The sequence below is a fragment of the Jeotgalibacillus sp. 10bf12 genome (genome assembly GCF_055597105.1).
In genome coordinates this window covers 416883-442590 of the sequence record NZ_CP200276.1, presented here as the reverse complement: position 1 = coordinate 442590, position 25708 = coordinate 416883, and the positions used below count along the sequence as shown (strand labels likewise).

Sequence of the window (25708 nt, the reverse complement as noted above, 5' to 3'; positions counted from 1 at the left end):
GGAGTGCGGAAAATGAAAAAAGGACTTATTTTACTATTACTCTCACTAACACTTATCCTTGCAGCATGCACAGACCAGCAGCCGGCTTCGCAAGAGGAAGCACCGGAAGAAGCAGTAGCAGAAGAATCGACTGAAGCTGCAGAAGAAACAGAAGAAGCATCAACTGAACAAACCACACAGGCGGACGATGCAGAAATCCCGGCAGCAGTAGACAAGCCACTTAAAATCGCAGCCATCATGGAATTCTCAACTGGCACATTCGCTTCACAATACGTAAGCGGACTTGAAGCGCAGGTTGAAAAGTTTGGCGGAGAAGTACAGATTTACAATGCTAACAATGATCTCTCACAAATGGCAAATCACCTTCAGACAGCGATTAACCAGGGCGTCGACGGAATCCTGATCGACCACGGCCGTGCAGAAGCACTGAATCAGGGCGTGGAAGAAGCGCTTGAAAAAGGCATCCCTGTCGTAACATTTGATAATGACATTACTGTAGACGGCGTAACAGCAATCAGCCAGGATGACTACAGCCTTGCATGGGGCACGCTGAAGCAGATGGCACAGGACATCGACGGGGAAGGTAACATCGTTTATGTATGGGCGGGAGGCTTTACACCGCTTGAAAGACGTAACGTCATTTATGAAGCATTCCTTGAGCACTATCCGAACGTTTCAGAGGTTGCGCGCTTTGGAAGCGTGAGTAACAATACGGCACTTGATTCACAAAATCAAATGGAGGCTGTACTGAAGAAATATCCTGAAGAAGGCTCAATTGATGCAGTATTTGCACCATATGATGAGTTTGCAAAAGGTGTAACGCGTGCAATTCAGCAGGCAGGCCGCGATGAAATCAAAGTATACGGCATTGACCTGAGTGATGAGGATTTACAAATCATGCAGGCAGAAAACAGCCCATGGGTAACAACGGCCGCAACAGACCCTGCTGAAGTGGCAGGCGTTCAGGTAAGGTTCCTGTATCAGAAAATTGCCGGTGAAGAAACGCCTTCCATTTATGCGCTTGATCCATCAGTTGTAAATGTAAGTGACCTTCCTGATGAGCCTGTCACAATGGCTGATGTTGGTCAGCATATTGAAGGATGGGGATCACCGAATGCTGCGCGTTCACCCTGGATGGACGCACTGGAGGCGAAAAACGGACAATGAGTACTCTTCAGGTTCAACAACTTACAAAGTCATTTGGTCCAGTCAATGTACTAAAGCAAGTGGACTTCTCAGTTGAACCTGGTGAAGTCCATGCGCTGCTTGGTGTAAATGGAGCCGGTAAAAGTACGCTCGTCAAAATTTTATCAGGCGACTATGAAAAAGATGGTGGCACGATTTTAATTGATGGGGAAGAAGTGCATTTCACTTCCCCATCTGACGCTCAGGAAAAAGGGATAGCGATCGTTGTGCAGGAGGTAGATACAGGGCTGATTCCTAACCTGTCAGTCACTGAAAACGTCACGCTCGATCTGACCGTTGGCGGGAAAAACAGCAAACCGATCAGCTGGAAAAAACGCAAACTGATTGCAGAAGAGCGGCTGGCGAAAGTTCAAACACAGATTCAGCTGAATCGCCTGGTGGAAGACTGCACACTTTCCCAGAAGCAGATGATCCTTTTAGCACGTGCAGTAGCATCTGATGCGAAAATTATTATTTTTGATGAGCCGACTGCGCCATTAAGTGATCAGGAAACAAAGCAGCTTTTCAGCGTCATAAAAGAACTGAAAGCACAGGGGATCGGAATGATTTATATCTCCCACCGCATGCAGGAAATTAAGCAGATTGCAGAACGAATGACCATTATGCGGGATGGAAAAGCAGTTGCAGTATATGAAACTGGCAGCGTAACAACTGAAGAAGTGGTAAAAACCATGCTTGGGAAGCAGCTTCATAAAGCAGATTATCACCACCGTGATTTCAGTGAAGAAACCGTTTTTGAAATTGAACATGTCACCGTACCTGAGACCGGAAAACATATCAGTCTCTCAGTAAAAGCCGGTGAAATTGTCGGGATCGCAGGACTTGTCGGTGCAGGGAAATCTGAGACTGCCAATGCAATATTCGGCGTAACAAATGCAAAAGGCAAGTGGCTTGTAAACGGCACCGAAGTAAAGGTGAAAAGTCCGAGTCATGCTGTTCAGGCCGGACTGTCATTTATCCCTGAAGAGCGTCGTAAAAGCGGTGTGCTGATTGAGTCAAACGTACAGGAAAACCTGTCACTTCCGGCATTAAAAAGCTTTTCAACAGCAGGCTTTATTAACCGGAAAAAGGAACACCAGTCGGCACTTCAGCAGATACAGGAGCTTGGAATTGTGACATCTTCACCAAAAGCTTTGATGAAGCACCTCAGTGGTGGTAATCAGCAGAAGGTATCGATTGGAAAGTGGCTGAATCATGACAGCAGTGTGTTTATGTTTGATGAACCGACAAAAGGAATTGATGTCGGTGCAAAAAACGATGTCTTCCGTCTGATCACACATTTAGCGGGTCAGGGGAAAGGCATTTTATATTTTACGAGTGAATTTGATGAATTGCTCCAGATCGCCGACCGGATTCTGGTCATGGCGGACGGGGAAATTATCGATGAAATGCTGAATCAGGAAGCGACAGAAGCACGTCTGATGACAGCAGCGACAGGAGGGAATGCAGTTGAAACAGCTGAATATCAGCAGCGATTATCCGCAGCAGGCAGATCTTAAGGAGCGGATCGTCAATTTTTTTATGAAATTTGGCACACTCCTGGCACTTGCACTGATCATACTTATTTTCAGTCTGACAAATGAGCAATTTTTAACATACGGCAATATTACTGATATTCTCCGTTCCATTTCGATTGTGACGCTTGTCGCGATCGGTGTGACGTTCTCTATGATTGTCGGCGGATTTGACTTATCAGTCGGATCCACAGTCAGTCTGGCAACCGTTGCAAGTGGTGCACTGTTAGTCTGGTACAGCCAGGAGCTTCTAGTGGTACTTCTTGTGCCACTCGTGCTCGGTGCTTTAATTGGATTGATCAATGCATTTATCGTAGTGAAAATCAGAATTCCTGATTTAATCGGAACCCTTGCAGTCATGTATATCATCAATGGTGTCCACCTGACTTATACAAAAGGTTATTCCATTTACAGCAATATGCCAATGCCTGATGGAAGTGGCACAGCACCGGGTATCTTTATTCCGGCATTCCAGTTTATCGGACAGGGCAGACTGTTCAACATTCCGTTTCCTGTTATTTTAATGGTCGTGATTGTCGCACTCGTGCATTTATTCTTAAATTATACGCGTGCAGGACGCCTGTTTTATATGACAGGTGGTAACAAAGAGGCAGCCAGACTGTCCGGAGTACCTGTGAACCGTTACCGTACATACGCTTATGTGATCAGCGGGGTGTTTGCGGCACTAGCAGGGATTGTGCTTGCAGCCCGGATTGGAACAGGACAGGTATCAGCTGGCGATCCGCTGCTGATGGATGGCGTGGCAGCAGCACTAATTGGCTATTCAGTATTCGGTGCAGGAAAGCCGAATGTCATTGGCACATTTATCGGGGCAATCATTATCGGGATTTTGTTAAATGGACTGACGATGATGAATGTACCGTATTATGCACAGGATATTATTAAAGGTGGTATTTTAGTATTGGCTCTTGCGCTTACTTATTTTAGGAAAAAGGAGTAGAGGAGAGCGGCTGGGAACGAAGTGTGGCGTGCGAGCGAAAAACCGAAAAGGTGACGTAATTAATTAGATAGGTGATGGAATTATGTCAAATGCTCATTGAAAAACGAGCCGGTAAAACGGGAACGGTGGAATAACCGAAAAGGTGACGCGATAATTGGCAAAGGTGATAGATATAATCACAAAGATGTCCGAATTAACGCCCGCCCACCAGCGCCCCTGATCCCCAGCGCCCGCACCGCGCCATCGAACCCAGCTCAAATCATCCTTTCAACCACACAAAAAGCGCCCATGCCGCAGCATGAGCGCTTTTTTCAACTTCATTATTCACCGCGGCGATCATTGTCAAAATCATCCGGCGCATAAGGGTTATTATGTCCACGCTGATCATTTTCAGGGAAATCGTCCGCATCATTCACACTGTCCCACGCAGAAGTGTCACGTGACAGGTCGTCTCCGCTCCAGTCATTATCAACCGGACGCTGATCAACAACATCGTCATGAACGGCTTCCTGAGGTGGTGTTGAAGCTGTGTGCTGAGATCCTTCATTACGGTTCTCCTGCTTCATTTTTTCTCTTTCCATTCTTGCGTTTTCTTTATTCATTTCAGTGTTTTCAGCTTTACGCTCAATTTTATCAAGATAGCGAGAAGCATTGTCACGTCCGCCAAGACCGAATGCAAGGCCGAATGCCAGTGCAACCGCACCAAGGATCAGGATAAACGCTGAGTTGACAATGGTATCGGCAACACCAAGCTGATCAAGCGCCATAAACAGGGCAAGTGCCATAATGGCATATTTTGCAACCGAGCTCAGCACTTCAAGCTCTGAACCTTCGAACAGGCTTGCAAGGATACGCTTCACAACATTTGCAAGAATAATACCAAGTCCAAGGATCACAATCGCAGTGATCACGCTTGGCAGGAATGCAAGGACAGCTGTACCAAGATCTACAAGGAAGCTGAGTCCCACAATTTGAAATGCTTCTACAACAAACAGGATGACTACAATCATCTGGACCAGATAACCGACGATATCTGATGGTGTCATGCTGTTGCCGGATGCTTTCCAACCGCCAACCCGCAGCTGACTTGTTACGTTGTTGAAGCTGAGTCTTGAAAGCAGATCGGCAACAAAGCGTCGGGCCCATTTACCAACGAATAGACCAACAAAGATCAGCAGAATCGCAATAATGATGTTTGGAATCATCGCCATTACGTCATCAAGCATATTGATCGCAGGGTCTGTAATACCTGCAATCTGCAGACGTTCAAGTGCTGAGATTGTAACAGGAATCATAATCAGAACAAAAACAACTGTTCCGATAATCGAAGAAATTGATGTATCCTTCAGTGCCTGATCAAGGCCCAGTCTTGCGCCGAGTTTGTCAGCTCCTACTGCATGAAGGAAGTTAGACACAATGTCTCTGACAATCTTTGCAACAATCCAGCCAATGATAAAGATCAGGACAGCTGCTGCAAGTCTTGGGATAAATGACAGGAAGCCTGCCAGCATGCCGCTGAATGGTTCAGAGACTGCATCAATACCAAGTGCGCCAAGAATACCAGGCAGGAACATCAGTAATACGAGATAGAATACAATGGTTCCCGCACTATCTACATAGTTTCCGAGGTTAGAAGAGTCTTTGATGTATTTACTGTCACGTACTTTGCGGTTCTGAACAAGTTTATGTCCGACCTTGACGACGACTGTTTTCAGGACAAGTGCAAGCACATATGCTAAAAGCAGAATCAGTGCAGCCGTCAGGATATTCGGAATAAATGCCAGAATCGTACTCATCATATCGACAAGTGGTGAAGCGATGATATTCAGATTAAGTAAGTTAAAGAATAAAATAAAGACAAATACCATGATGATCCAGAATACAATGGTTCCGGCAATCTTTTCAGGCGTCCATTTTTTAGACGTATCTTTTTCTCCACCCGATGCTGAAGAGCGTCTTTTAGGTGTCCCGTATTTACGGATAATACCTGTTTTCTTAAGTAATTTTTCGACACCAGCTGCTATTGCCCTGGCAATAATAAAGCCGATCAACAGTACGAGCAAGGCCAGCAGAAGGTTTCCGAGTGAATTCAGAAAGCCGCTTGTATTAAAGCCGCCTCCCCCAAACCAGTTATTGTTCATATACACCCTCCTTAGTAATTGATGTTCAACTAGTTATTTCCCTTATTAAGACAGAAAAAAACAAGTATTACATATAATTTTCAGAAAAATGAAAAAACTGATGCAAACGCATCAGCTTGTTTATTTTAATCCTTTTATTTCTTCATTGGTTAAATAACGCCATTCGCCAGGCTCGAGTGAACCAAGTTGAATATGAGAAATGCGTACTCTCTTGAGGCTGACCACAGTGTTACCAAAAGCACTGCACATACGCCTGATCTGGCGGTTCAATCCCTGTTTTAAAATAATACGGAATGAGTATTCACCTGTTTTCTCAGCGATGGCGGGGGAGGCTGTTTTCCCTTTAATCAGCAAACCGCCTGCGCACATTTTTTCAATCATTTCATCTGTCACCGGCCGCTTCGTTTCCACGAGATATTCCTTTTCCTTTGCAGACTCTTCCTTCATTAAAGGATTGACAATTGATCCGTCATTTGTCAGCAGGAGCAGCCCTGTTGATGCTTTATCAAGTCTCCCAACAGCAAAAATCCTTGTTTCGAAGTTAAGATAGTCGACAAGATTCCCCTCAACGGCCTGCTGCGCTGTACAGGTAATGCCTGGTGGTTTGTGAAAAGCCAAATAGATGCGTTCAGCAGGCTCTGGTAAGGGCATACCATCAATTAATATCACATCTTCAGCCAGCACTTCAGTTGAATGGGTACACGGGACACCATTGACCGTTACACGCTTCTGTTCGATCATTCGGCCAGTTTCACGTCTTGAGTACACGCCACTTTTCGCTAAAACCGTCTGGATATGCTGCATTTAGAGGATATATTTCTCTACAACGTGCGCTACGCCGTGTTCCATATTTGATTTAGTAACAAAGTCAGCTTCCTGCTGAATGTCCTTTGGTGCATTACCCATTGCAACACCAAGACCTGCATACTGAATCATTTCAAGGTCGTTGTAGCTGTCACCGACTGCGATAATTTCAGACTGGTCGATCTCAAGTTTTTTAGCCAGCTGCTCAAGGCTTGTCCCTTTTGTTACACCAGCCTCAGTGAATTCAAGGAAGTATGGCTTTGAACGGTATACGCTCAACGTGCCAGCAAGCTCCTGCTTTAACTTCTCTTCAACCTTTTTAAGTACACTGCCTTCTTCAAGCATCAGTACTTTAACGACCGGCTCTTTCACAGCCTGCTTAAAATCATCTGTCAGTGCAATCGGCAGACCTGTCAGGGTAGATTCAATCTGTGTATATTCATTATCCTCAGGTGTCAGGATCGCTTCGTTTACATACGTCTGGATCCCGACATTTTCGCGGATGCTCAGATCATATAGATGATGAACCGTTTCAGGTGAAAGCGTACTTTCAAACAGCAGTTCCTTTGTTTTGGCATTGAAAATATTTGCACCGTTATATGAAAGAATATAGCTTCCGTAATCTGCAAGGCGCAGCTCGTTTGCTGTATCCCACATGCCAAACGTCGGGCGTCCTGAAGCCAGCACAACCTTCACACCCTTTTCCTGTGCCTTCATGAGTGCAGCGGCCGTTTCTTTTGAAATTGTATGGTCATCCTGCAGTAACGTGTCATCCATATCTAAAACAATCATTTTATAAGTCATTTCAAGTCTCCTTCTTGTACATATCTTCATTTTACTTGAGGATAGAGGGAGAGGCAAGGAGGGGGAAGGTGTGGTGGATGAGATAAAAATGCCCCGGGACACTTCAGAAGTGTCCCGGGGCATGAAGAAGATGGAGCGAACGCAGCGGGTTTGAGTGATGTGACATTCAATAGACATCAAATTGCGTTCGATTCCATTTAATCAGCTCGATTCAGCACTCAAAACGAGTCGTATGTCATTCAATCAGCACAATACAACACTCAAACCCGTTCATATGACATTCGCAGGCCCATCCTCAAATCAGCCATTAAGGTTAAGGCAGAGGATGATGATCAATCCCATTATACTTGATCAGATACAGGTCATCCTCCACATAAATCATGCGCTGCACCATGCTTTCGTATTCTTCATACAGCTGGTTTGGATCTTTTTCATCCATATATTCAGCTGCAGGTTCAATGCCATCAGTTGTAATGCTGTAAAGCACAGCCCCCTGACCCTCAAATGTCAGGTTCATATCATCATTTCCTTCATATAACATGATCGGGAATCCGTACAGTCCGCGTTCCTCATGTCTGAAAAGTGCTTTATGATCGTATTGGATCGGGGAGTGCGTCCCGCGTCCACCGATGACTTCTACATCCTTTTCAACCGGGTTCGTAAAGTCTGTGATATCGAAAAGTGAAATTTTCATACCTTCCTGTCTGACAATCGGTGCTTCGCCAGGCTTTGTTTCCTCAAGCGACGTTTCCACACCAAAGCCGATCAGGTGATTTTCATCAAGCGGGTGGAGGTATGTGCTAAAACCCGGAATTTTCAGTTCGCCAAGCACTTCAGGAGCAGTGGGATCAGATGTATCAATCACATAAAGCGGATCCGTTTCTCTAAATGTCACGATATACGCTTTATCTCCCATGAACCTGGCTGAATAAATACGCTCACCCGGTGCAAGGTTTTCAACAGATCCACTCATCTCCATTTGCTCATCTAAAATGTACAGGTTATTAACTGAAGGCTGATCCTCTGACCACATAGATCCTTTTGTTGTAGCTGCGCGGAAATAACCGTTGTGTTCATCCATTGAAAACTGATTCAGGATGCGCCCCGGTATTTTTCCCTGTGCGGCAAACTGAACGTTCAGCCTATCGATTGAAAACTTATAAATTTCCGTTTCATCTCCAGGGCCGCCCCCGGCAGGCATAATATCCATCATCGGAAAGAAGGTGTGCTGCATGGATGCAATATACAAATTGTTTTTAGACATATAAATCTGACCGCTGCTGCCTAAATAGGAGTGAACATTTGCTTCTGTATCCGGTTCATTAATCGGCACTGCTGAGATTGTTGCGTATTCAGTACTGTTTGACTCAGGGATCTTCTGAATCTGTTCAACCGGCTGTGTAAAGAATTCATCAGAAACGGCCGTATCTTTGATAAAAGGCTGCAGTCTCACATCGGCCTCTACATTTTCCTGCATAATCCAGACATCAGGGTGATGATTTGTCACAAGGTACAGAACGTCATCCACCATTCTCGAACTTGCGAGGTACCCTTCTGCTGAAAATTCTCTTGTTAATTCAGGGGCAGCAGGATCAGTTACATCATATATTTTAGCCGTCGTTGTGCTCACTTCCTGGCCGGGCCTGCTGTACCAGAAATCACCGACTGCCACCAGCGTGTCGCCGTTCAGGTAAAGAGATGAACCGTAAAAATTCCCCTGACCAAGCGTAATTGTGTGAACTGTTTCAGTCGAGCCGTCTTCTAAAATCTTTTCAATTCTGATTTTCTCATTTTGATAAAGCATATAAATATAGTCGCCATCCGTCTGAACAATGTCTGCTTCCTCCACGCCATCCACCTGGTTATTCACAGTGGAAAAGTCGCCGCCTCCACCGCCTGACGAACTATCTGCAGAATCAGCGGTGCTTTCTGATACGGACTCTTCCACCGCAAAGTCTTCGTCAATGCCCAATGACCGGCTGTTTTCCATCAGCGCTGAGAAGTGATCTCTCAGCTCCTGCTCATTTGCAAATCGAGGGAGGTCCGTCACGATTTTAAACTCAATTGCCTGGTCATCTTTTAACTTCAATCCCAGTGAGGACTTGATTTCTTCTGATAAATGAAGCGTGTAAAATGCTCCGTTTTTGTATCCACCGTCCGGAGGTGCAACGACAAGTGTATGTCCTTCATTGGATAATTCAATTGAAACAGCCGTTTTATTCCCGTCCTTGTCTTCTACAAAGACCGTTTCTTCATTAACCGTCTCTTCGCGCATCTCTTCAGTAAAGTTCATTTGCCACGTATGATCACTGAACACGGACCTGACCTCAGCACCAGTTGCCGTAGTGGTCACCTCTGGCTTTTGAAGTAGATAAAAAGCCAGCCCGCCAGCAGAGATCAGCAGAATCACAGATAAAACCATCCACTTTTTCATACATCATAACCTCCAATCAACAGTATAGATTTCTATGTTCAATATCCTGCCTTCATTTTCCTTATTACATATAAGACGTAATGATTTCAATTAAGTTACAGGAATAATCTGAAAATGGATAATACTTGAGATGAAAGTGTTTTCATAATACCCTTATGTAAAAGAGGAGGGTTTCATATGGTAAAAGTAGCAATACAGCTCTGGTCTGTAAAAGAAGCAATGGAAGAAAATCCTGAACAAACAATTCAAGCACTGAGCGAGGCAGGGTACGACGGTGTACAGCTTGCAGGTGATTACGGGAAATCAGGTGAAGAATGGAAAAAGATTTTATCAGAAAATCACTTAGAAGCAGCAGGTATTCATATGCCGGTGACTGCGCTTGAAAACAAATCTGAGCTTGATCACTGGATCAGCTTCAGCAAAGAAATCGGCAATACAAAGCTGATTATTCCATTTGTAGATGAAGAATGGCGTACGCTTGAAGGCTATAAAAAGCTGGCAAATCTGATGAATGAAGCTGCTGCTCACTTAGGTGAAGCCGGTATCAAGCTTGGTTATCACCATCATGATTTCGAATTTAAAACGGTGGAAACAAGCATGACAGGCTGGGATGTGATAGAAGAAACAGCAGATCCGCATTACATCCATTTTGAAATTGACGTCTACTGGACAGAATATGCAGGTATTCATACATATAACCTCCTGGACCGCCTCAAAAAGAATGTTTTCTCTATTCATTTAAAAGACATGATTGAGGAAAATGGCAATAAAAGAACGGCTGCAATTGGTAAAGGAAGCCTTGACCTGAAAGGCTTTGCTGACCGCGTTCAGACCGATTGGCTCGTTGTAGAGCAGGAGCACTTTGACGGTGATCCGCTTGAAGAAGTAAAGCCGAGCGCGAAGGTTGTTAAAAGCTGGTATAAATAAGTTTTGATTCAAAATCCGGGGTGATGCTCCGGATTTTTGTATGTGTCCAGCTCCAGGCGCTAGCTCTTCGGATCATAAGCCACGGAGCGGAAAACGGGAAAGTTCACCCGTTTTCCGCTCCGCGTCTCATGCCTTTCAGAGTGAACGTGCGCCTTCCGCTTTTCAGGTGAAGGTTAGGTCAAATATCACTATTCTACGAACCAGCTTATTTTGTAAGCGTCAAAGCAAACACACATTGATTATTTTGATGATGATATTTGAGGCAACAGAAAAGCCGTACCCTTCGGGACGGCTTTTACTTAATGCTTGTTTACTTTTTCAATTCGACAGTGATCAGGTATTTGTTTAGACCACGGCAGAAACTGATCCAGATTCTGCTGATCAGACAGATTTGTGTTTGGCATTTTTTCAAATAAATAAGTGAGATATTCAAACGGTTTTAGATCATTTTCTTTAGCTGATTCGATCACACTGTAAATAAGTGCGCTGGTATCTGCGCCTTTCATCGAATTCGAAAACAACCAGTTTTTTCGGCCGATCACAAAAGGTTTGATACTACGTTCAGCTAAATTATTATCAATTTCAAGTCGACCATCTGAAAAGGGGTAAGCAAAGCATCTTTTTGATTGAGTGAGTATACAATGGCTTCGCCCAAAGGGCTTTTCGGCAACACAGTTGGACGAATTTTTTTCAGCCACTCGAAGTAAGCCTCCGCAATTGGCAGGCTTTTTTCTTTTCGAAGCTGGTGACGTTTATCGCTATTTAAGTTCAGCTCTCGTATTTCTTTTTCAATCTTATACAGCTGCCCAATTTTTTGAACTGCCTGTTCAGGGAGGTTTAACAGTTCCCCTTTTTTCTTCGGGGCACTCTTGGCAGCTTTAACAAAGTATCTTCGCGCATGCGCCCAACAACCTGACAGTTTCACGTTCGCAACTTTGTGATAGCCTGCATAGCCATCCACATGAAGAAATCCTTTGAAGTCTTTAAGAAACTCCTTCGGATTTTTTCCGGCACGAGTGGTTTTATAATCGTAAACCACGCACGGAAAAGAAGTCTGACCAGTCCGATAGAGCCACATATAAGAAGTTGATGAAGCTGCACGACCTTCTTCGTTCAGCACTTGAACAGACGTTTCATCTGCATGTAAGACAGCTTCCTTCATCATTTTAGCCTTCATCTGTGTCACTAATGGTGATAACCATTGATCAGCCCCATAAACTGCCCAGTTCGCCATTGTCTGTCTCGAAAGAGGAATCCCCTGTTGTTTAAAGAGCTGTTCCTGACGGTACAGAGGGAGACCAGATTGATATTTTTGGGTCAGCACGTAAGCCATCGATGAGGCAGATGCCATGCTTTTAGGGTAGACTGATGCCGGTTTTGGCGCTTTGATAATAGGTGTTTCAATCCCAGATTCCTGACACTGACGGCAAGCATATACTTCTTGCGCGTGTTCAGTGACTTTGACACTGGCCGGAATAATTTCAAGTGTGCGGTTTGTTTCTGTCGTCATAACGTGTAGGTCATGCCCGCAGCTTTCGCAATTTCGTTCAGCTTCAGGTAAATGATAAGTGACTTTTTCAACCGGAAGGTTCAGTTCATGTGATGAACGCTTTCGCTTGTTTTTTTGAGTGCTTGAAACGAGATCGCTTTCGTTTAACTGTGGTTCTTCATGTGCTGAATCTTGAGTGATCTCTACTTCATTAAAAAGTGGAAGTTCAATCTGACCATCGGAGGTATTCGTCTTTTCACTGGAACGGCCGAATTTCTCGGTTTGAAGCTGTTTGAATTGGCCTTCATACCAAGAGACAAGAGCTTCGAGCTCTTCGTTACGCTTTTCCAGTTCATGAATGCGGTCTTTATTTGAAGTTTTAGGATGAGAAGGTGTCGTTTGTTTTTCATACCCCTAGGGTACGACACCTTCTGTCTGAGGTCTACCCCTTATATAACTTTCATGCCGGAAAGTTTCGGATGAACTTTTCCATCTTCAATCGTCAGTCCTTCTAACAACCACTTTAACTGTTTAGGGTTCAGAGAAGTGGTTTCATCTTCACGCCCTTCGGGCCAACGGAATCGGCCATTTCAAGTCTGCGATAATACAGCCAAAAACCATTGTGCTCCCAGTGTAGAATCTTCACTTTATCCCGTTCACGGTTACAAAACAAAAAGATATCTGAAGAACACGGATCTAATTCAAACGTTTCCTGTACGATGGCCGCAAGACCATCAATGGATAATCGCATATCTGTCACGCCTTGAGCGAGGTATATATTGCGTATAGATTCCGGTTGAAGAATCATGGCGTGATCACCTCCAGCAGTTCAGTTAATAATTCTTTATCAAATCCCGGAGGGATCACAACTTTATATGGCCCTACGTGCAGGTCGAGCTTCGTAGTAGGGGATTGCATATTGATTTTTGCCCATCCAGTTGGACGTTCCTGTTGGATATCCTCTGGCCGGTAAGTCATTCTAAAATAATGAAGCTGACTGTACGTGACTTCATCCCGAGTCTCGCAAAATGCTTTTAATGATAAGTCACTTTCACGCCACTCTTCATAGATACGCGACATCTTTTCTACGTATCCACTTGGCACGTGATTTGAGCTTTCTTTTACATCCATTCAATAACCACACCTTCCATATAACCAATGTGTTCATAGGATAAGAGGCAGTCGGTGTACCTTTCGAAGAAAGGAGCATTTCATCTGGCTTAAGATCCGTTTGAAATGTCTATGTGAAGAGAAAGTAGAAAAAATCGTAGCTTGATTGAACACGTTCGTTACATATTTGATTTCCTTCATTTTGTCACGGAAGGTTACACAACAGAAGGTGTGGTTCGTTTGACGCTTACCTTATTTTTTCTAAGAAGGGCTTATGTTTTTCTGGGAACAATATTTCCTGTTCTACGAACCACTTCATTTATTCTATGAACATCGCTTGTTTTTCTGCGAACCTAAAATCCATCACACATAATTATCCACGCCAGAGCATAATTAACCGTCTGCATAAACAAAAATATCTAAAAACCAACAGAAAATTAAAAAAATTTTTCAGCGCTTCAATCAAACTATTTACCTAAACGAAATAGTTGATTTAACAGCGTTCAGGGACAATTGGATTACCACCTGAACCCTTATATGACAGTCTTGAACAGTGCTTCCTCCATTTGATCGAATTCCCTCTCTTTGGTATAGTTGTTTGAAAATTGTGATTGAAGAAAAAGGGGAATTTGTCGATGAAGGTTTACTTGTCAGTGGACATGGAGGGGATCACAGGCCTTCCGGATTATACATATGTCAGTTCGAATGAAAAAAACTATGAACGCGGACGGCTGATGATGACGCATGAAGCAAATGCAGTCATTGAAGCTGCTTTTGAAGCAGGCGCAACAGAAGTGCTCGTCAATGATTCACATTCCAAGATGAATAATATGGTGATTGAGGAGCTCCATTCTGATGCTCTATTAATCACTGGAGATGTAAAACCATTTTCGATGGTGCAGGGACTTGATTCAACGTTTGACGCGGCGATCTTCCTCGGCTATCACGCCAGAGCCGGCCAAAAAGGTGTGATGTCACACGCAATGACGTGGGGCGTGCGCAATATGTGGGTGGACGATGAAGTCGTCGGTGAGCTGGGATTCAATGCGATGGTTGCAGGACACTTTGGTGTTCCTGTTGTGATGGTTGGCGGCGATGATTGTGCAGCCGCTGAAGCGAAGGCACTGATCAGCGGGGTGAAGACGGCAGCAGTTAAGGAGACGATCTCAAGGTCAGCTGTAAAAAGTCTGACGCCAGTAAAAGCCCGCGCACTTTTAAAAGAAATAGCGGCTGATGCATTAAAAGACATTCAGGTGAAGCCTTTAATCGCATCTGAATCACCTGTTTTTAAAATCGAATTCACGAATTACGGTATGGCGGAATGGGCGAATCTGATGCCCGGAACAGAGATAGAGCCGGATACCTGCATCGTGACATTCAGAGCGAAAAACATCTTAGAAGCATACCAGGCCATGTTAGTCATGACAGAGCTTGCGATGCGCACATCATTTTGTTAGGGGGAGCGGCAGGTGGCAGGATACATAGCAAAACGTTTTATGATGATGGTGGTAACCATCCTTGTGATTGCAACACTGACATTCGTCTTAATGAATGCAATTCCGGGTTCTCCATTTAATGAGGACCGCGGAACGAGTGAAGCAGTACAGGCAAACTTAAATGCACACTTCGGGCTTGATCAGCCGCTGTATGTGCAGTACGGCATGTACTTGAAAAGTATCGCGACATTTGATTTCGGACCGTCAATTAAGAATCCGAATCAGACCGTGAATGATCTGTTGGGCAGAGGATTTCCGATATCAGCAGAGCTCGGGATTATCACCATTTTGCTTGCATTAGTCTCCGGTGTCGTACTTGGCGTGCTTGCAGCGCTCAGACATAACGGCGTAATTGATTACCTTGCGATGACACTTGCAGTACTAGGGATTTCGATTCCGAACTTCGTGCTTGCGACGCTCGTCATTCAGCAGTTTGCGGTAAATTGGGGCATTCTCCCGGCAGCAACATGGTCGAGCCCCGCACATATGGTACTTCCGGTCATTGCGCTGGCAACAGGGCCGATGGCGATCATTGCCCGTCTGACACGGTCAAGCATGCTTGAAGTACTCACGCAGGATTACATAAAAATGGCGCGTGCAAAAGGACTCACTCCTTTTAAAATCGTTGTCAAACACGCTTTGAAAAATGCAATGCTTCCAGTCGTTACGATACTCGGTACACTGGTTGCCGGTATTTTAACAGGAACGTTCGTAATCGAAAAAATCTTTGCGATTCCCGGTATGGGTAAATATTTCGTCGACAGTATAAACGACCGTGATTATCCGGTCATCATGGGAACCACAGTCTTTTACAGTACGATTCTTGTGATTATGCTCTTCCTTGTGGATGTCGCATACACGCTGCTTGATCCGCGGATTAAGCTCGTGAAGAAGGGAGGAGAGTAAGGTGAGAAAGACGGTTGAAAATCCTCCTTCAAATCATGAACAAATACCTGATGACTGGTTCCGCCCGGTCGGACAGGATCGCGAAAAAGCGGAAGAGGTTGTACGTCCATCACTTTCCTACTGGAGAGACGCGTGGAGAAGATTACTTAAAAACAAATTGGCAATGGCAGGGTTAATTTTCTTAATCGGTCTTGCGTTTATGGCGATATTCGGCCCGATGCTGACACCGCACTCACCAACAACACAGAACCTGCCGAATCAGAACCTTTCACCAAACAGTACACACTGGTTTGGAACGGATAATCTGGGACGCGATGTATTTGCCCGTACATGGTACGGCGCAAGAATCAGTTTATTCGTCGGACTGATGGCCGCACTCATTGACTTTACAATCGGCATCATTTACGGGGGCATCGCCGGCTACAAGGGCGGCAGAACCGATTCAGCGATGATGCGCGTGATTGAAATTTTATACGGATTACCATACTTGCTCGTTGTCATTCTGCTGTTAGTTGTCATGGGACCAAGCCTTGTGACAATCATCGTGGCACTGACGGTTACCGGCTGGATCGGAATGGCCCGGATTGTCCGCGGTCAGGTCATGCAGATTAAAAACTATGAATTCGTCACAGCATCACAATCGTTTGGCGCAAAAACATCACGGATTATCCGTAAAAACCTGCTGCCAAATACGATGGGACCAATCATCGTTCAGATGACGCTGACCGTACCGACAGCCATTTTCGCTGAAGCCTTCCTAAGCTTCCTCGGACTTGGTATTCAGGCACCTCATGCGAGCTGGGGTGTCATGGCCAACGACGCACTTGGCGTCATCATCTCAGGCCACTGGTGGAGACTATTCTTCCCGGCATTCTTCATCTCACTGACCATGTTCGCCTTCAACGTACTCGGCGACGGATTGCAGGATGCATTAGACCCGAAACTTAGAAAGTAAAGAGTGATGTTAGAAAGACATGATTCTTATTGCACAGCTGATGACCGGAGTGGAAGGGGGCGACTCCAGCGGCGGAAAAGGGACAGGTGAGACACTGTAATGCGAAGCATGGAAGTGGCTCACCGCCCGGCCGCGGAAAGCGTCCCCCTGAAACGGAGCTCATCAGCCAAACTCAACAAAGCTAAAATAAACTGCCAGGAGTGAACAACAGATGACTGTAGCAGACAGAAAACACCGTACAGTCGATGGGACAAAAGCAGGAGAGCCTGTCCTTGAAGTGCGCGACCTCGAAGTAACATTCAAAACTTACGGAGGAACCGTACAGGCTGTGCGCGGTGTGAACTTTGACGTATATAAAGGAGAAACACTTGCAATCGTAGGTGAATCTGGTTCCGGTAAAAGCGTGACATCAAGCGCGATCATGGGGCTGATCCCATCACCGCCTGGCGAAATAACACGGGGGAACGTTCAGTTCAAAGGAAAAGACCTGACGAAGCTGTCTAAAAAAGACATGCGGGAGATCCGCGGTGTTGATATCTCAATGATCTTCCAGGACCCGATGACGGCACTGAACCCTACCTTAAAAATAGGCGATCAGCTGACAGAAGGGATCCGCCAGCATCAGAAGCTTTCAAAAGCCCAGGCGAATAAAAAGGCACTGGATATGATGAAGCTTGTCGGCATTCCGAATCCTGAAGAGCGGCTGAATCAATACCCGCACCAGTTCAGTGGCGGGATGAGACAGCGGATCGTGATTGCCATTGCGCTGATGTGTGAGCCGGAGCTGCTCATTGCAGATGAACCGACAACAGCGCTTGATGTAACGATTCAGGCGCAAATCCTTGAACTTTTTGAAGAAATTCAGAAGAAAACCGGCGTGTCGATCATTCTGATCACGCATGACCTTGGCGTAGTAGCAAAGATCGCCCACCGGATTGCAGTGATGTATGCCGGTAAAATTGTTGAAATCGGTACAAAGCGCGAAGTCTTTTATCAGCCTGAGCATCCTTATACGCAGGGTCTGCTGAATTCAGTCCCGCGACTTGATTTAAAAGGGAAGCCGCTTGAGCCGATTGAAGGTACACCGCCTGATTTATTTTCACCACCGGCCGGCTGTCCATTTGCAGCGAGGTGCCCGCACGCCATGCTTGTGTGTGAAAAAGTGGTGCCGCAAACAGAGCATCTGTCAGAAACACACCAGGCAGACTGCTGGCTTTTAGATGAAAGAGCACAAAGGTAACAACTGGTCTGAAAGAGACGTCTCCGGTTCGTCCGGACGGTTTTCAGGCCGGCAAAAAACATACACCTTAGGGGGAATCACAGCATGAAAAAATGGGGAATCTTTTTATTTTCAATCATCATGGTGCTTGTACTTGCAGCCTGTACGGCAAACGATGAAGCCGGCGAAGACGAGCAGGATGAAGGCGTTCAGAGTGAAGAGGGAAGCGGAGAGAAAGTCCTTCGTATGAACAACGGCACAGAGCCGACTTCAATGAACCCGCCAATCGGATTTGATGCATCGTCATGGAACGTACTGAATAATGTAATGGAAGGACTGACGCGTCTTGGTCAGGACGACCAGCCACAGGAAGCAATGGCAGAGTCATGGGAAGTATCTGAAGACGGACTTACATACACGTTCAACATCCGTGAAGATGCAAACTGGTCAAACGGAGAGCCTGTAACAGCAGAAGACTTCGTTTATGCATGGACTTACATGCTTGAGCCGGAGACAGCATCACCTGCAGCATTCCTTGCTTACTTCATCGAAGGCGCTGAAGCTTTCAACGCAGGTGAAGGAAGTGCAGAAGACCTTGGTCTTGCAGCAGTAGATGAAAAAACATTTGAAGTAACACTTTCACAGCCAACTGGCGCATTTTTAAATATCATCTCAAACCCTTCATTCTTCCCGGTGCACAAAGCAACGGCTGAAGAAAATCCTGAATGGTTCGCTTCAGCTGACACATTCGTAGCGAATGGACCGTTTATGCTTGAGTCATGGACACCTGACAGCGAAATCGTCATGGCGAAAAACGAAGAGTACTGGGATGCAGATACTGTAAAGCTTGATAAAGTTCACTGGGCAATGGTTAGCGATACAAACACTGAGTATCAGATGTTTGAAAGTGGAGACCTTGATATGACAGAAATCCCTGCAGACAGCGCTGAAGAACTGATCGACTCTGAAAATGTCGTCATCGAAGATCAGGCTGGTCTTGCGTTCTACCGTTTTAACGTAGAAGAAGAGCCATTCCAGAACAAGAAAATCCGCCAGGCGATCGGTAAAGCCGTGAACCAGCAGGAGCTTGTTGATTATGTAACAAAAATGGGTGAAGTCCCTGCAACAGGATTCGTTTCACCTGGATTTGAAGATGCAGAAGGTAATGATTTCCGCGAAACAAACGGCGACCTTCAGACATTTGATGCTGAAGAAGCAAAGACCCTTCTTGAAGAAGGTATGGAAGAGGAAGGCTATGACGAGCTTCCAACGATTACACTGACTTACAGCAATACAGAATCAAACCGTATTGTCGCTGAAGCAATCCAGCAGATGGTCAGCCAGAACATCGGCGTTGAGATGGAGCTTTCAGCTTCAGAAAGTAACGTCTTCCTAGATGAGCAGCGCGCGTTGCAGCACCAGCTGTCACGAAGCTCATTCCTGCATGACTACGCTGACCCTGTAAACGCACTTGAGAGCTTTGTTACTGGTTCATCAATGAACCGTACAGGCTGGTCAAACGAAGAATACGATCAGCTGATTGCTGATGCAAAAGCAGAAACAGACGAGCAGGCACGCTACGAGCTTCTCTATGAAGCTGAAAAGCTATTAATGGAAGAAGCACCAATCTTCACACTTCACTACTACAACCAGGTTTACCTTTATGCAGACAGCATCTCTGATGTTGTACGCCACCCGGTTGGATACCTTGAACTGAAGTGGGCAGATAAGGAAGCTTAAGTTAAAATGGGAAGTGCCGCTGTTGGGCGGTGCTTCCTGTTTGTTAGGTTGGTTGGGTGTGGTGTAGTGCGCGGGGCAGTGGTTCGGCGTTTGCGCCAGGGTGTTCGACGTTCAATCGGTGATGTTCAACGCAATGATGGTAACCTTCGACGCTCAAAAGCACGACTTCAACACTTATTAACAGATGTTCGCCACTTAGGGTATATCGACCTACGCGTCAAACATGTTTTATTCTGAAAAAACCACTTCTGTTTTCTGAAAAGAGGGTCACTCACCCCTTTTTCAGAGTACAGAAAGGAGCACGACACATATGATCTTACCTAAACGATTACACAGCGGGGACACAGTCGGATTTATCGCGCCGGCAAGCCCGCCAAATATAAAAAGCATGGAGAAATCCATCGAATTTTTCACATCACTCGGATTAAAAGTAAAAGAAGGTAAACATGTCCGTAATGTCCACGGTTATTTAGCGGGAACAGATGAAGAACGACTGGAAGACCTGCATGCCATGTTTGCAGACCCTGAAGTAAGTGCAGTAATATGCGCAGGAGGTGGCTACGGCACAGGTCGTATCGCTGACAACATTGATTATGAGCTGATCCGCCAGAACCCGAAAATTTTCTGGGGATACAGTGATATCACCTATTTACACACAGCCATCCGCCAGGAAACCGGACTGGTCACGTTCCACGGTCCAATGCCTGCTTCTGATATCGGCAAGGATGAGTTCCATGAGCTTTCAGGGAAAATGTTTGCGCAGCTGTTTGAGCCACGGGAACTTCATTACACTGAAGCGATCGGTGAGTTGAATGTGATTTCAGCAGGTGGTGCAACGGGTGAACTGACGGGTGGGAATCTGTCGCTGATTGTGAGCACGCTGAATACAAAGCACGAAATTGAAATGAAAGACAAGATTCTTTTAATAGAAGATGTGGATGAAGAGCCGTACAGAATTGACGGGATGCTGAGTCAGTTAAAGTCAGCGGGTAAACTGCAGGAGCTCAATGGCATTGTAGCAGGTGATTTTAAAAATGCAGTGCCGACAAACGGAAAGCCGTCGCTATCGCTTGATGAAGTGCTCGAGCATTATTTAGGCGATCTTGGTATTCCGGTTGTATCAGGCTTTAAAATAGGTCACTGTGAACCACATTTTGCAGTGCCGCTTGGCGTAAATGTAAAGCTCTCAGCTGCTGATAAGACGCTGACGCTGCTGCCGGGGGTGGAGTGATGAAGATCCGCTCCATTGAAACGTTCCGTGTCAGAGTGCCACTGAAAAAACCTTTTAAAACGGCGCTCAGGACACTGACGGTTTCTGACTCTGTGATTGTGAAAATCATGGATGAGGATGGACGCACGGGATACGGGGAGGCACCGCCGACACATGTCATTACCGGTGACTCCCTTTCAAGTATTGAAGAAGCGGTCAATGGCATCATTGCACCGACATGTATCGGCCAGTTTCTTTTAAATAGAGAAAATCTGCTTCATACAGTGAATACGTCAATGGTGCGCAATACAAGCGCGAAGGCAGCTGTGGATTGTGCGATTCATGATCTTCTTGCACAGCATGCAGGAATGCCGCTGTATCAATTTTTAGGCGGCGCTGCAGATTCATTTGAAACGGACTACACGGTCAGTGTCAATGAGCCGGACGAAATGGCTGCAGATGCAGCGCAATTTAATCAGGACGGTTTTTCTGTCCTGAAAATTAAAGTCGGCATTGGCGAGATTGAGGACGACCTCAAGCGAATCAGAGCCATTCGTGAAAAGACGGACTGTACGCTGAGACTTGATGCAAATCAGGGTTGGACAGCGAAAGAGGCAGTGTATGCGATCAGCAGGATGGAGGATGAGGGACTGAACATTGAACTCGTCGAACAGCCGGTGAAAGCCCATGATCTCAAAGGATTAAAATACGTAACAGACCATACATATACGCCGATTATGGCAGACGAAAGTGTCTTCAGCCCGCAGGATGCCATTCGCGTGCTTGGGATGCGTGCAGCTGACCTGATTAATATTAAACTCATGAAAGCTGGCGGCATCCATCAAGCTTTGACGATTGCAAAGCTTGCGGAAGCCTACGATATTCCTTGTATGACAGGCAGTATGATTGAAACAAAGGTCGGCATTTCAGCCGCCGCCCATTTTGCTGCTAGTCAGCGGAATATCACGCGCTATGATTTTGACGCACCACTTTTGCTTGCTGAGGATATCGTCAATGGAGGCGTTCAGTTTAACGGCGCCCAAATGACATTTAACAAAGCGTCAGGACTTGGCATTGAATCAATTAAGGAACACGCAGTGCTTGGGGAGGTTAACAAATGAGAACAGCACACATCAATGTAACAGCAGCGATACTCTGGACAGAACCGGCATCACCGCGCAAGCTCGATCAGCCTGCACTTGAAGTCCCGGTTAACATGGAAGACTGGCTGAGCGGCATGACAGCTGAACAGCGTAAGGCACTGCTTGATGACAATAAAGTTCAGTCGCAGGTGCTTTACGGGGATACGGTCACAATTGAAGAAGTAAAGGATGACTGGGCGCAGGTCGTTGTTCTGTCCCAAAGTTCTAAAAAGCATCCGGCTGGGTACCCTGGGTGGATTCCAATGGCACAGCTGACTGAGATCGACGCTGATGATATGGATCCGGCTGAGGAAAAAGCAATTGTCACGTCAGACTTCACACAGCTTTTAAATGAAAATGGCGAAACGCTTGTGCCACTTGCATTTACAACGATTCTGCCGGTAACAGATCTCGCTGAAGATCAGGTGGAAGTACATACACCGCATGGACAGGCTTTTATCAAAAGAGATGCGGTGAAACTTTTTACAGATGAGCTTGAAAAAGGGACGCCTGAAGCCATTTTAAAAGACGCTGAAAGGTTCCAGGATCTCCTGTATTTGTGGGGAGGCATGACGCCATACGGGTATGACTGCTCAGGCTTCAGTTATTCGATGATGAGAGCAAACGGTTATTTAATCCCGCGTGACGCATCTGATCAGGCAGCTGACGGTAAAGAAGTTGCGAAGGAAGATGTACAGCCTGGGGATTTGATCTTTTTTGCTTATGAAGAAGGTAAAGGGCGCTTGCATCATGTGGCAATTTATCACGGTGACGGCAAAATGATTCACTCACCCACACCGGGTAAAAAAATTATGATTCAGGAAATTGCAGGAACGTTTTACGAAAAAGAATGGTGCCAGACAAGGCGCTACTGGCAGGAATAAGGGGGATAACATCATGAGCGGGCAGAAGCTGCTGGAAGTAACAGACCTTAAAAAACACTTTGATCTCGGTAAAAATCAGCTCCTGAAAGCGGTAGACGGGATCAGCTTCGATGTACATAAAGGGGAAACGCTCGGTCTTGTAGGAGAATCAGGGTGCGGAAAATCAACGACCGGACGCACAGTCATGGGCTTATACAACCGGACTGAAGGCGCAGTGACATTTGACGGGAAAGACGTGCACAGCATGTCAGAAAAAGAACGCTTTAACTTTCTGCGCAACATGCAGATGATTTTCCAGGATCCTTACGCTTCGCTGAACCCGAGATCAACTGTACTAGAAATTATCTCAGAGCCGATGGATATTCACGGCTTATATAAAAATCAGAAAGAAATGAAAGAAAAGGTGTATCAGCTCCTTGAAGATGTGGGACTGAACCGTGATCATGCCAACCGTTACCCGCACGAATTCTCAGGCGGTCAGCGCCAGAGAATCGGGATTGCACGTGCCCTTGCGCTCGATCCGGACTTTATCGTAGCAGATGAGCCGATCTCAGCGCTTGATGTATCCGTACAGGCGCAGGTCGTGAATCTGCTTAAGTCTCTTCAGGAAGAAAAAGGGCTGACGTATTTATTTATCGCCCATGACCTTTCAATGGTAAAGCACATTTCAGACCGCATTGGCGTGATGTATCTCGGCCGGATGATGGAGCTTACAACAAGTGAGAAGCTCTATGATGAGCCGCTTCATCCATATACAAAAGCACTTATGTCAGCAATCCCGATTCCAGACCCTGATGTAGAGGAGTCACGGGAACGGATTCTGCTTGAAGGTGAACTGCCAAGTCCGATCAATCCGCCATCAGGCTGCGTATTCAGAACGCGCTGTCCGGTCGCAACAGCACATTGCGCAGAAGCAGTGCCGGCGTGGCGTGAAGTACGTCCGGGACATTTTGCTGCATGTCACTACGCAGAGTAAATGTTTGTATCTTCCGCGTTGTGGGAATAACAAGATTAACATGAGCACAACCGGGAGGGATTCATAATGGGAAGACTGATTAAACGCGCAATCAAATACGGACCGATCGTATACCCGTTCATCCGTAAGTTTTTAAATAGCCGTAAATCTAAGCGATATTAATAAGAAAAGGCCGTCCTCTGGGTGGTCTTTTTTGTTTGACGGTGTGCAAGGTTTGCTGACGGGGGATAAGCGGGAATTAAGGTCAGATTCGGAAAACTCCGGGTCAGATCCGGGAAGTGTAAAGTTATATTCACCAGGTTTCGGGTCATTAACACGTGCAGTTAGAGGATTTAACATCACACTCCTTCATATTCAAGTTTTACTTTCCAGATTTGAATTAATTTTTTATCATTTATTTTTCTGCAACAGCAATCCTATTCTGATCACCATCGTAACGCTTGCACAACCATCAATGACGAATCGTGTCGTAAAGTATTTTGCCAAAAGGTTTGCTATTTCCAAAATCCCATGCTATCATAAGTCTATGCTTAATACGTAACACCATCTAATTCACATGTTATCAGGAACTTTTTACATTTTCCTATCATGTAAAAAGCTTGTGATAGCATGTGAATTCTTTGTTTTTACTCAGCTATTAAGTAAAACTTAGAACACAGTGGAGGAATTACCCATGAACGAAGGTACAGTAAAATGGTTTAATGCAGAAAAAGGATTTGGCTTCATCGAAGTAGACGGCGGCGAAGATGTATTCGTACACTTCTCAGCTATCACTGGCGACGGATTCAAAACTCTTGAAGAAGGTCAAAAAGTTAGCTTTGAAATCACTCAAGGCAACCGTGGCGACCAAGCTGCTAACGTTGTAAAATTATAATTTTACACTTTCAAAACACCCGCTTCTCTTTTGAGGAGCGGGTGTTTTTTTGTGATTTTAGCGGTACAGCGGGGACGTAGTTGAATGATTCGTTTTTGTAGTGATTCTAAAAATGACTCGTGTGGGGACGGAGTTATGTGATCCATTTTTATAATCATTCTATTTTTGACTCACTGAACTCCGTCCCCGTGTGATCCATTTCTGTAATCATTCTAAAATCAGCACACTCAATTCCGTCCCGCCTGCGCCACCAAAAAAATTGTTTTAACCTGGAATCACTTAGGGAAAGAAGGAAGTATTGCTTAATAGAAAGTGTGGGATTTTCATGGAAGCACTGACGCAGCCATTTTACGAAAGGAATGCACTGGAGCTTGCAGAAGCCCTGATTGGTAAGCTGCTTGTAAAGGATACGCCTGAGGGCAGGGCTTCAGGGATCATTGTTGAGACTGAGGCTTATATGGGCGCAGATGACCGCGCGGCACATAGTTACTTGAACCGCCGGACACGCCGGACTGAGATTATGTTTGGGAAGGCAGGATCTGTTTACACATATCAGATGCATACGCATACGCTTGTGAATGTTGTGGCAGCTGAAGTGGATACGCCACAGGCTGTTTTGATCCGGGCGGTGGAGCCGGTTGAGGGCCTTCATTTAATGGAGAAAAGACGACCTGGCAGAAAGCAGGTTGAGTGGACAAATGGCCCTGGCAAACTCACGAAGGCACTTGGCATTGCAATGAATGATTACGGCTCGCATTATACTGCGCCGCCATTGCAGATTTTTGAGGGATGGGCGCATGAGGATTTTGAGATTATGACGGGGCCGAGAATTGGGATTGATAATACTGGTGAAGCCAGAGATTATCCATGGCGGTTTTTTGTAAAAGGCAATCCGTATATTTCGCGTTAAACAAAA

At 45.6% G+C, this 25708-nt stretch carries 20 protein-coding genes and 2 pseudogenes; 15 read left to right on the top strand and 7 right to left on the bottom strand.

Annotated features, from left to right (window positions below; genetic code table 11):
- The first annotated feature begins 12 nt into the window (after positions 1 to 12).
- Genes DH10bf12_RS02040 through DH10bf12_RS02030 form a run of 3 tightly spaced genes read left to right on the top strand, consistent with a single transcriptional unit; the run spans position 13 to position 3681 of the window.
- Positions 13 to 1167 carry a sugar ABC transporter substrate-binding protein gene (locus DH10bf12_RS02040; protein ID WP_471736959.1) on the top strand — a complete coding sequence of 385 codons (1155 nt, stop codon included), beginning with the start codon at positions 13 to 15 and terminating at the stop codon, positions 1165 to 1167.
- The gene (locus DH10bf12_RS02035; RefSeq protein WP_471736958.1) at positions 1164 to 2705 is read left to right on the top strand and encodes a sugar ABC transporter ATP-binding protein; all 1542 of its coding nucleotides are present in this window, start codon (positions 1164 to 1166) and stop codon (positions 2703 to 2705) included. Before DH10bf12_RS02040 ends, DH10bf12_RS02035 begins: the two co-directional genes overlap by 4 nt.
- Before the next feature lie 22 nt (positions 2706 to 2727).
- The gene (locus DH10bf12_RS02030; RefSeq protein ID WP_471738171.1) at positions 2728 to 3681 is read left to right on the top strand and encodes an ABC transporter permease; all 954 of its coding nucleotides are present in this window, start codon (positions 2728 to 2730) and stop codon (positions 3679 to 3681) included.
- Between the two features lie 320 nt (positions 3682 to 4001).
- Here DH10bf12_RS02030 and DH10bf12_RS02025 read toward each other — a convergent pair whose 3' ends face one another.
- The 4 genes from DH10bf12_RS02025 to DH10bf12_RS02010 all read right to left on the bottom strand — a co-directional run bounded on the left by DH10bf12_RS02025 (position 4002) and on the right by DH10bf12_RS02010 (position 9864).
- On the bottom strand, positions 4002 to 5822 hold the full coding sequence (locus DH10bf12_RS02025; RefSeq protein WP_471736957.1) for a mechanosensitive ion channel: 1821 nt from the start codon (positions 5820 to 5822) through the stop codon (positions 4002 to 4004).
- A 120-nt stretch (positions 5823 to 5942) separates the two neighbouring features.
- Positions 5943 to 6626 (bottom strand): pseudouridine synthase, encoded by a 684-nt coding sequence (locus tag DH10bf12_RS02020; RefSeq protein ID WP_471736956.1) that lies wholly within the window; start codon positions 6624 to 6626, stop codon positions 5943 to 5945.
- Complete coding sequence (locus tag DH10bf12_RS02015) at positions 6627 to 7430, bottom strand: Cof-type HAD-IIB family hydrolase (protein WP_471736955.1); 804 nt, start codon at positions 7428 to 7430, stop codon at positions 6627 to 6629.
- A 313-nt stretch (positions 7431 to 7743) separates the two neighbouring features.
- Positions 7744 to 9864 carry a beta-propeller domain-containing protein gene (locus tag DH10bf12_RS02010; protein WP_471736954.1) on the bottom strand — a complete coding sequence of 707 codons (2121 nt, stop codon included), beginning with the start codon at positions 9862 to 9864 and terminating at the stop codon, positions 7744 to 7746.
- A gap of 177 nt (positions 9865 to 10041) precedes the next feature.
- Between DH10bf12_RS02010 and DH10bf12_RS02005 the strand changes: the two genes are divergently transcribed.
- Entirely contained in the window at positions 10042 to 10791 is a 750-nt protein-coding gene (locus tag DH10bf12_RS02005; protein WP_471736953.1) for a sugar phosphate isomerase/epimerase family protein, read from the top strand.
- Positions 10792 to 11090: 299 nt separating this feature from the next.
- Here the strand turns inward: DH10bf12_RS02005 and tnpC are convergent.
- From tnpC to tnpA, 3 genes and pseudogenes are all read right to left on the bottom strand, one after another.
- Positions 11091 to 12640: pseudogene (gene tnpC / locus DH10bf12_RS02000) on the bottom strand (IS66 family transposase).
- A gap of 89 nt (positions 12641 to 12729) precedes the next feature.
- Positions 12730 to 13088 (bottom strand): annotated as a pseudogene (tnpB, locus tag DH10bf12_RS01995) (IS66 family insertion sequence element accessory protein TnpB).
- A complete protein-coding gene (gene tnpA, locus DH10bf12_RS01990) occupies positions 13085 to 13411 on the bottom strand; it encodes an IS66 family insertion sequence element accessory protein TnpA (RefSeq protein WP_471736260.1) in 327 nt (108 codons plus the stop codon). The pseudogene tnpB and the gene tnpA overlap by 4 nt, the downstream one beginning before the upstream one ends.
- Before the next feature lie 614 nt (positions 13412 to 14025).
- Between tnpA and DH10bf12_RS01985 the strand changes: the two genes are divergently transcribed.
- From DH10bf12_RS01985 to DH10bf12_RS01935, 11 genes are all read left to right on the top strand, one after another.
- Entirely contained in the window at positions 14026 to 14847 is an 822-nt protein-coding gene (locus DH10bf12_RS01985) for a M55 family metallopeptidase (RefSeq protein ID WP_471736952.1), read from the top strand.
- A gap of 12 nt (positions 14848 to 14859) precedes the next feature.
- Complete coding sequence (locus DH10bf12_RS01980) at positions 14860 to 15792, top strand: ABC transporter permease (RefSeq protein WP_471736951.1); 933 nt, start codon at positions 14860 to 14862, stop codon at positions 15790 to 15792.
- A 1-nt stretch (position 15793) separates the two neighbouring features.
- On the top strand, positions 15794 to 16747 hold the full coding sequence (locus DH10bf12_RS01975) for an ABC transporter permease (RefSeq protein WP_471736950.1): 954 nt from the start codon (positions 15794 to 15796) through the stop codon (positions 16745 to 16747).
- Between the two features lie 211 nt (positions 16748 to 16958).
- Positions 16959 to 17987, top strand: coding sequence for an ABC transporter ATP-binding protein (locus DH10bf12_RS01970; RefSeq protein WP_471736949.1), 1029 nt, complete (start codon positions 16959 to 16961; stop codon positions 17985 to 17987).
- Between the two features lie 84 nt (positions 17988 to 18071).
- Positions 18072 to 19706, top strand: coding sequence for a peptide ABC transporter substrate-binding protein (locus DH10bf12_RS01965; protein ID WP_471736948.1), 1635 nt, complete (start codon positions 18072 to 18074; stop codon positions 19704 to 19706).
- A 310-nt stretch (positions 19707 to 20016) separates the two neighbouring features.
- Positions 20017 to 20937 carry a S66 peptidase family protein gene (locus tag DH10bf12_RS01960; protein ID WP_471736947.1) on the top strand — a complete coding sequence of 307 codons (921 nt, stop codon included), beginning with the start codon at positions 20017 to 20019 and terminating at the stop codon, positions 20935 to 20937.
- Positions 20937 to 22037, top strand: coding sequence for a dipeptide epimerase (locus tag DH10bf12_RS01955; RefSeq protein ID WP_471736946.1), 1101 nt, complete (start codon positions 20937 to 20939; stop codon positions 22035 to 22037). Before DH10bf12_RS01960 ends, DH10bf12_RS01955 begins: the two co-directional genes overlap by 1 nt.
- A complete protein-coding gene (locus DH10bf12_RS01950) occupies positions 22034 to 22942 on the top strand; it encodes a C40 family peptidase (RefSeq protein ID WP_471736945.1) in 909 nt (302 codons plus the stop codon). The genes DH10bf12_RS01955 and DH10bf12_RS01950 overlap by 4 nt, the downstream gene beginning before the upstream one ends.
- A 13-nt stretch (positions 22943 to 22955) precedes the next feature.
- On the top strand, positions 22956 to 23918 hold the full coding sequence (locus DH10bf12_RS01945; protein WP_471736944.1) for an ABC transporter ATP-binding protein: 963 nt from the start codon (positions 22956 to 22958) through the stop codon (positions 23916 to 23918).
- A gap of 673 nt (positions 23919 to 24591) precedes the next feature.
- Positions 24592 to 24792: a cold-shock protein gene (locus DH10bf12_RS01940; protein ID WP_041123677.1), complete on the top strand. Its 201-nt coding sequence runs from the start codon at positions 24592 to 24594 to the stop codon at positions 24790 to 24792.
- Positions 24793 to 25117: 325 nt separating this feature from the next.
- Positions 25118 to 25702, top strand: a complete 585-nt coding sequence (locus tag DH10bf12_RS01935) for a DNA-3-methyladenine glycosylase (RefSeq protein WP_471736943.1) — start codon at positions 25118 to 25120, stop codon at positions 25700 to 25702.
- The last annotated feature ends 6 nt before the right edge of the window (positions 25703 to 25708 follow it).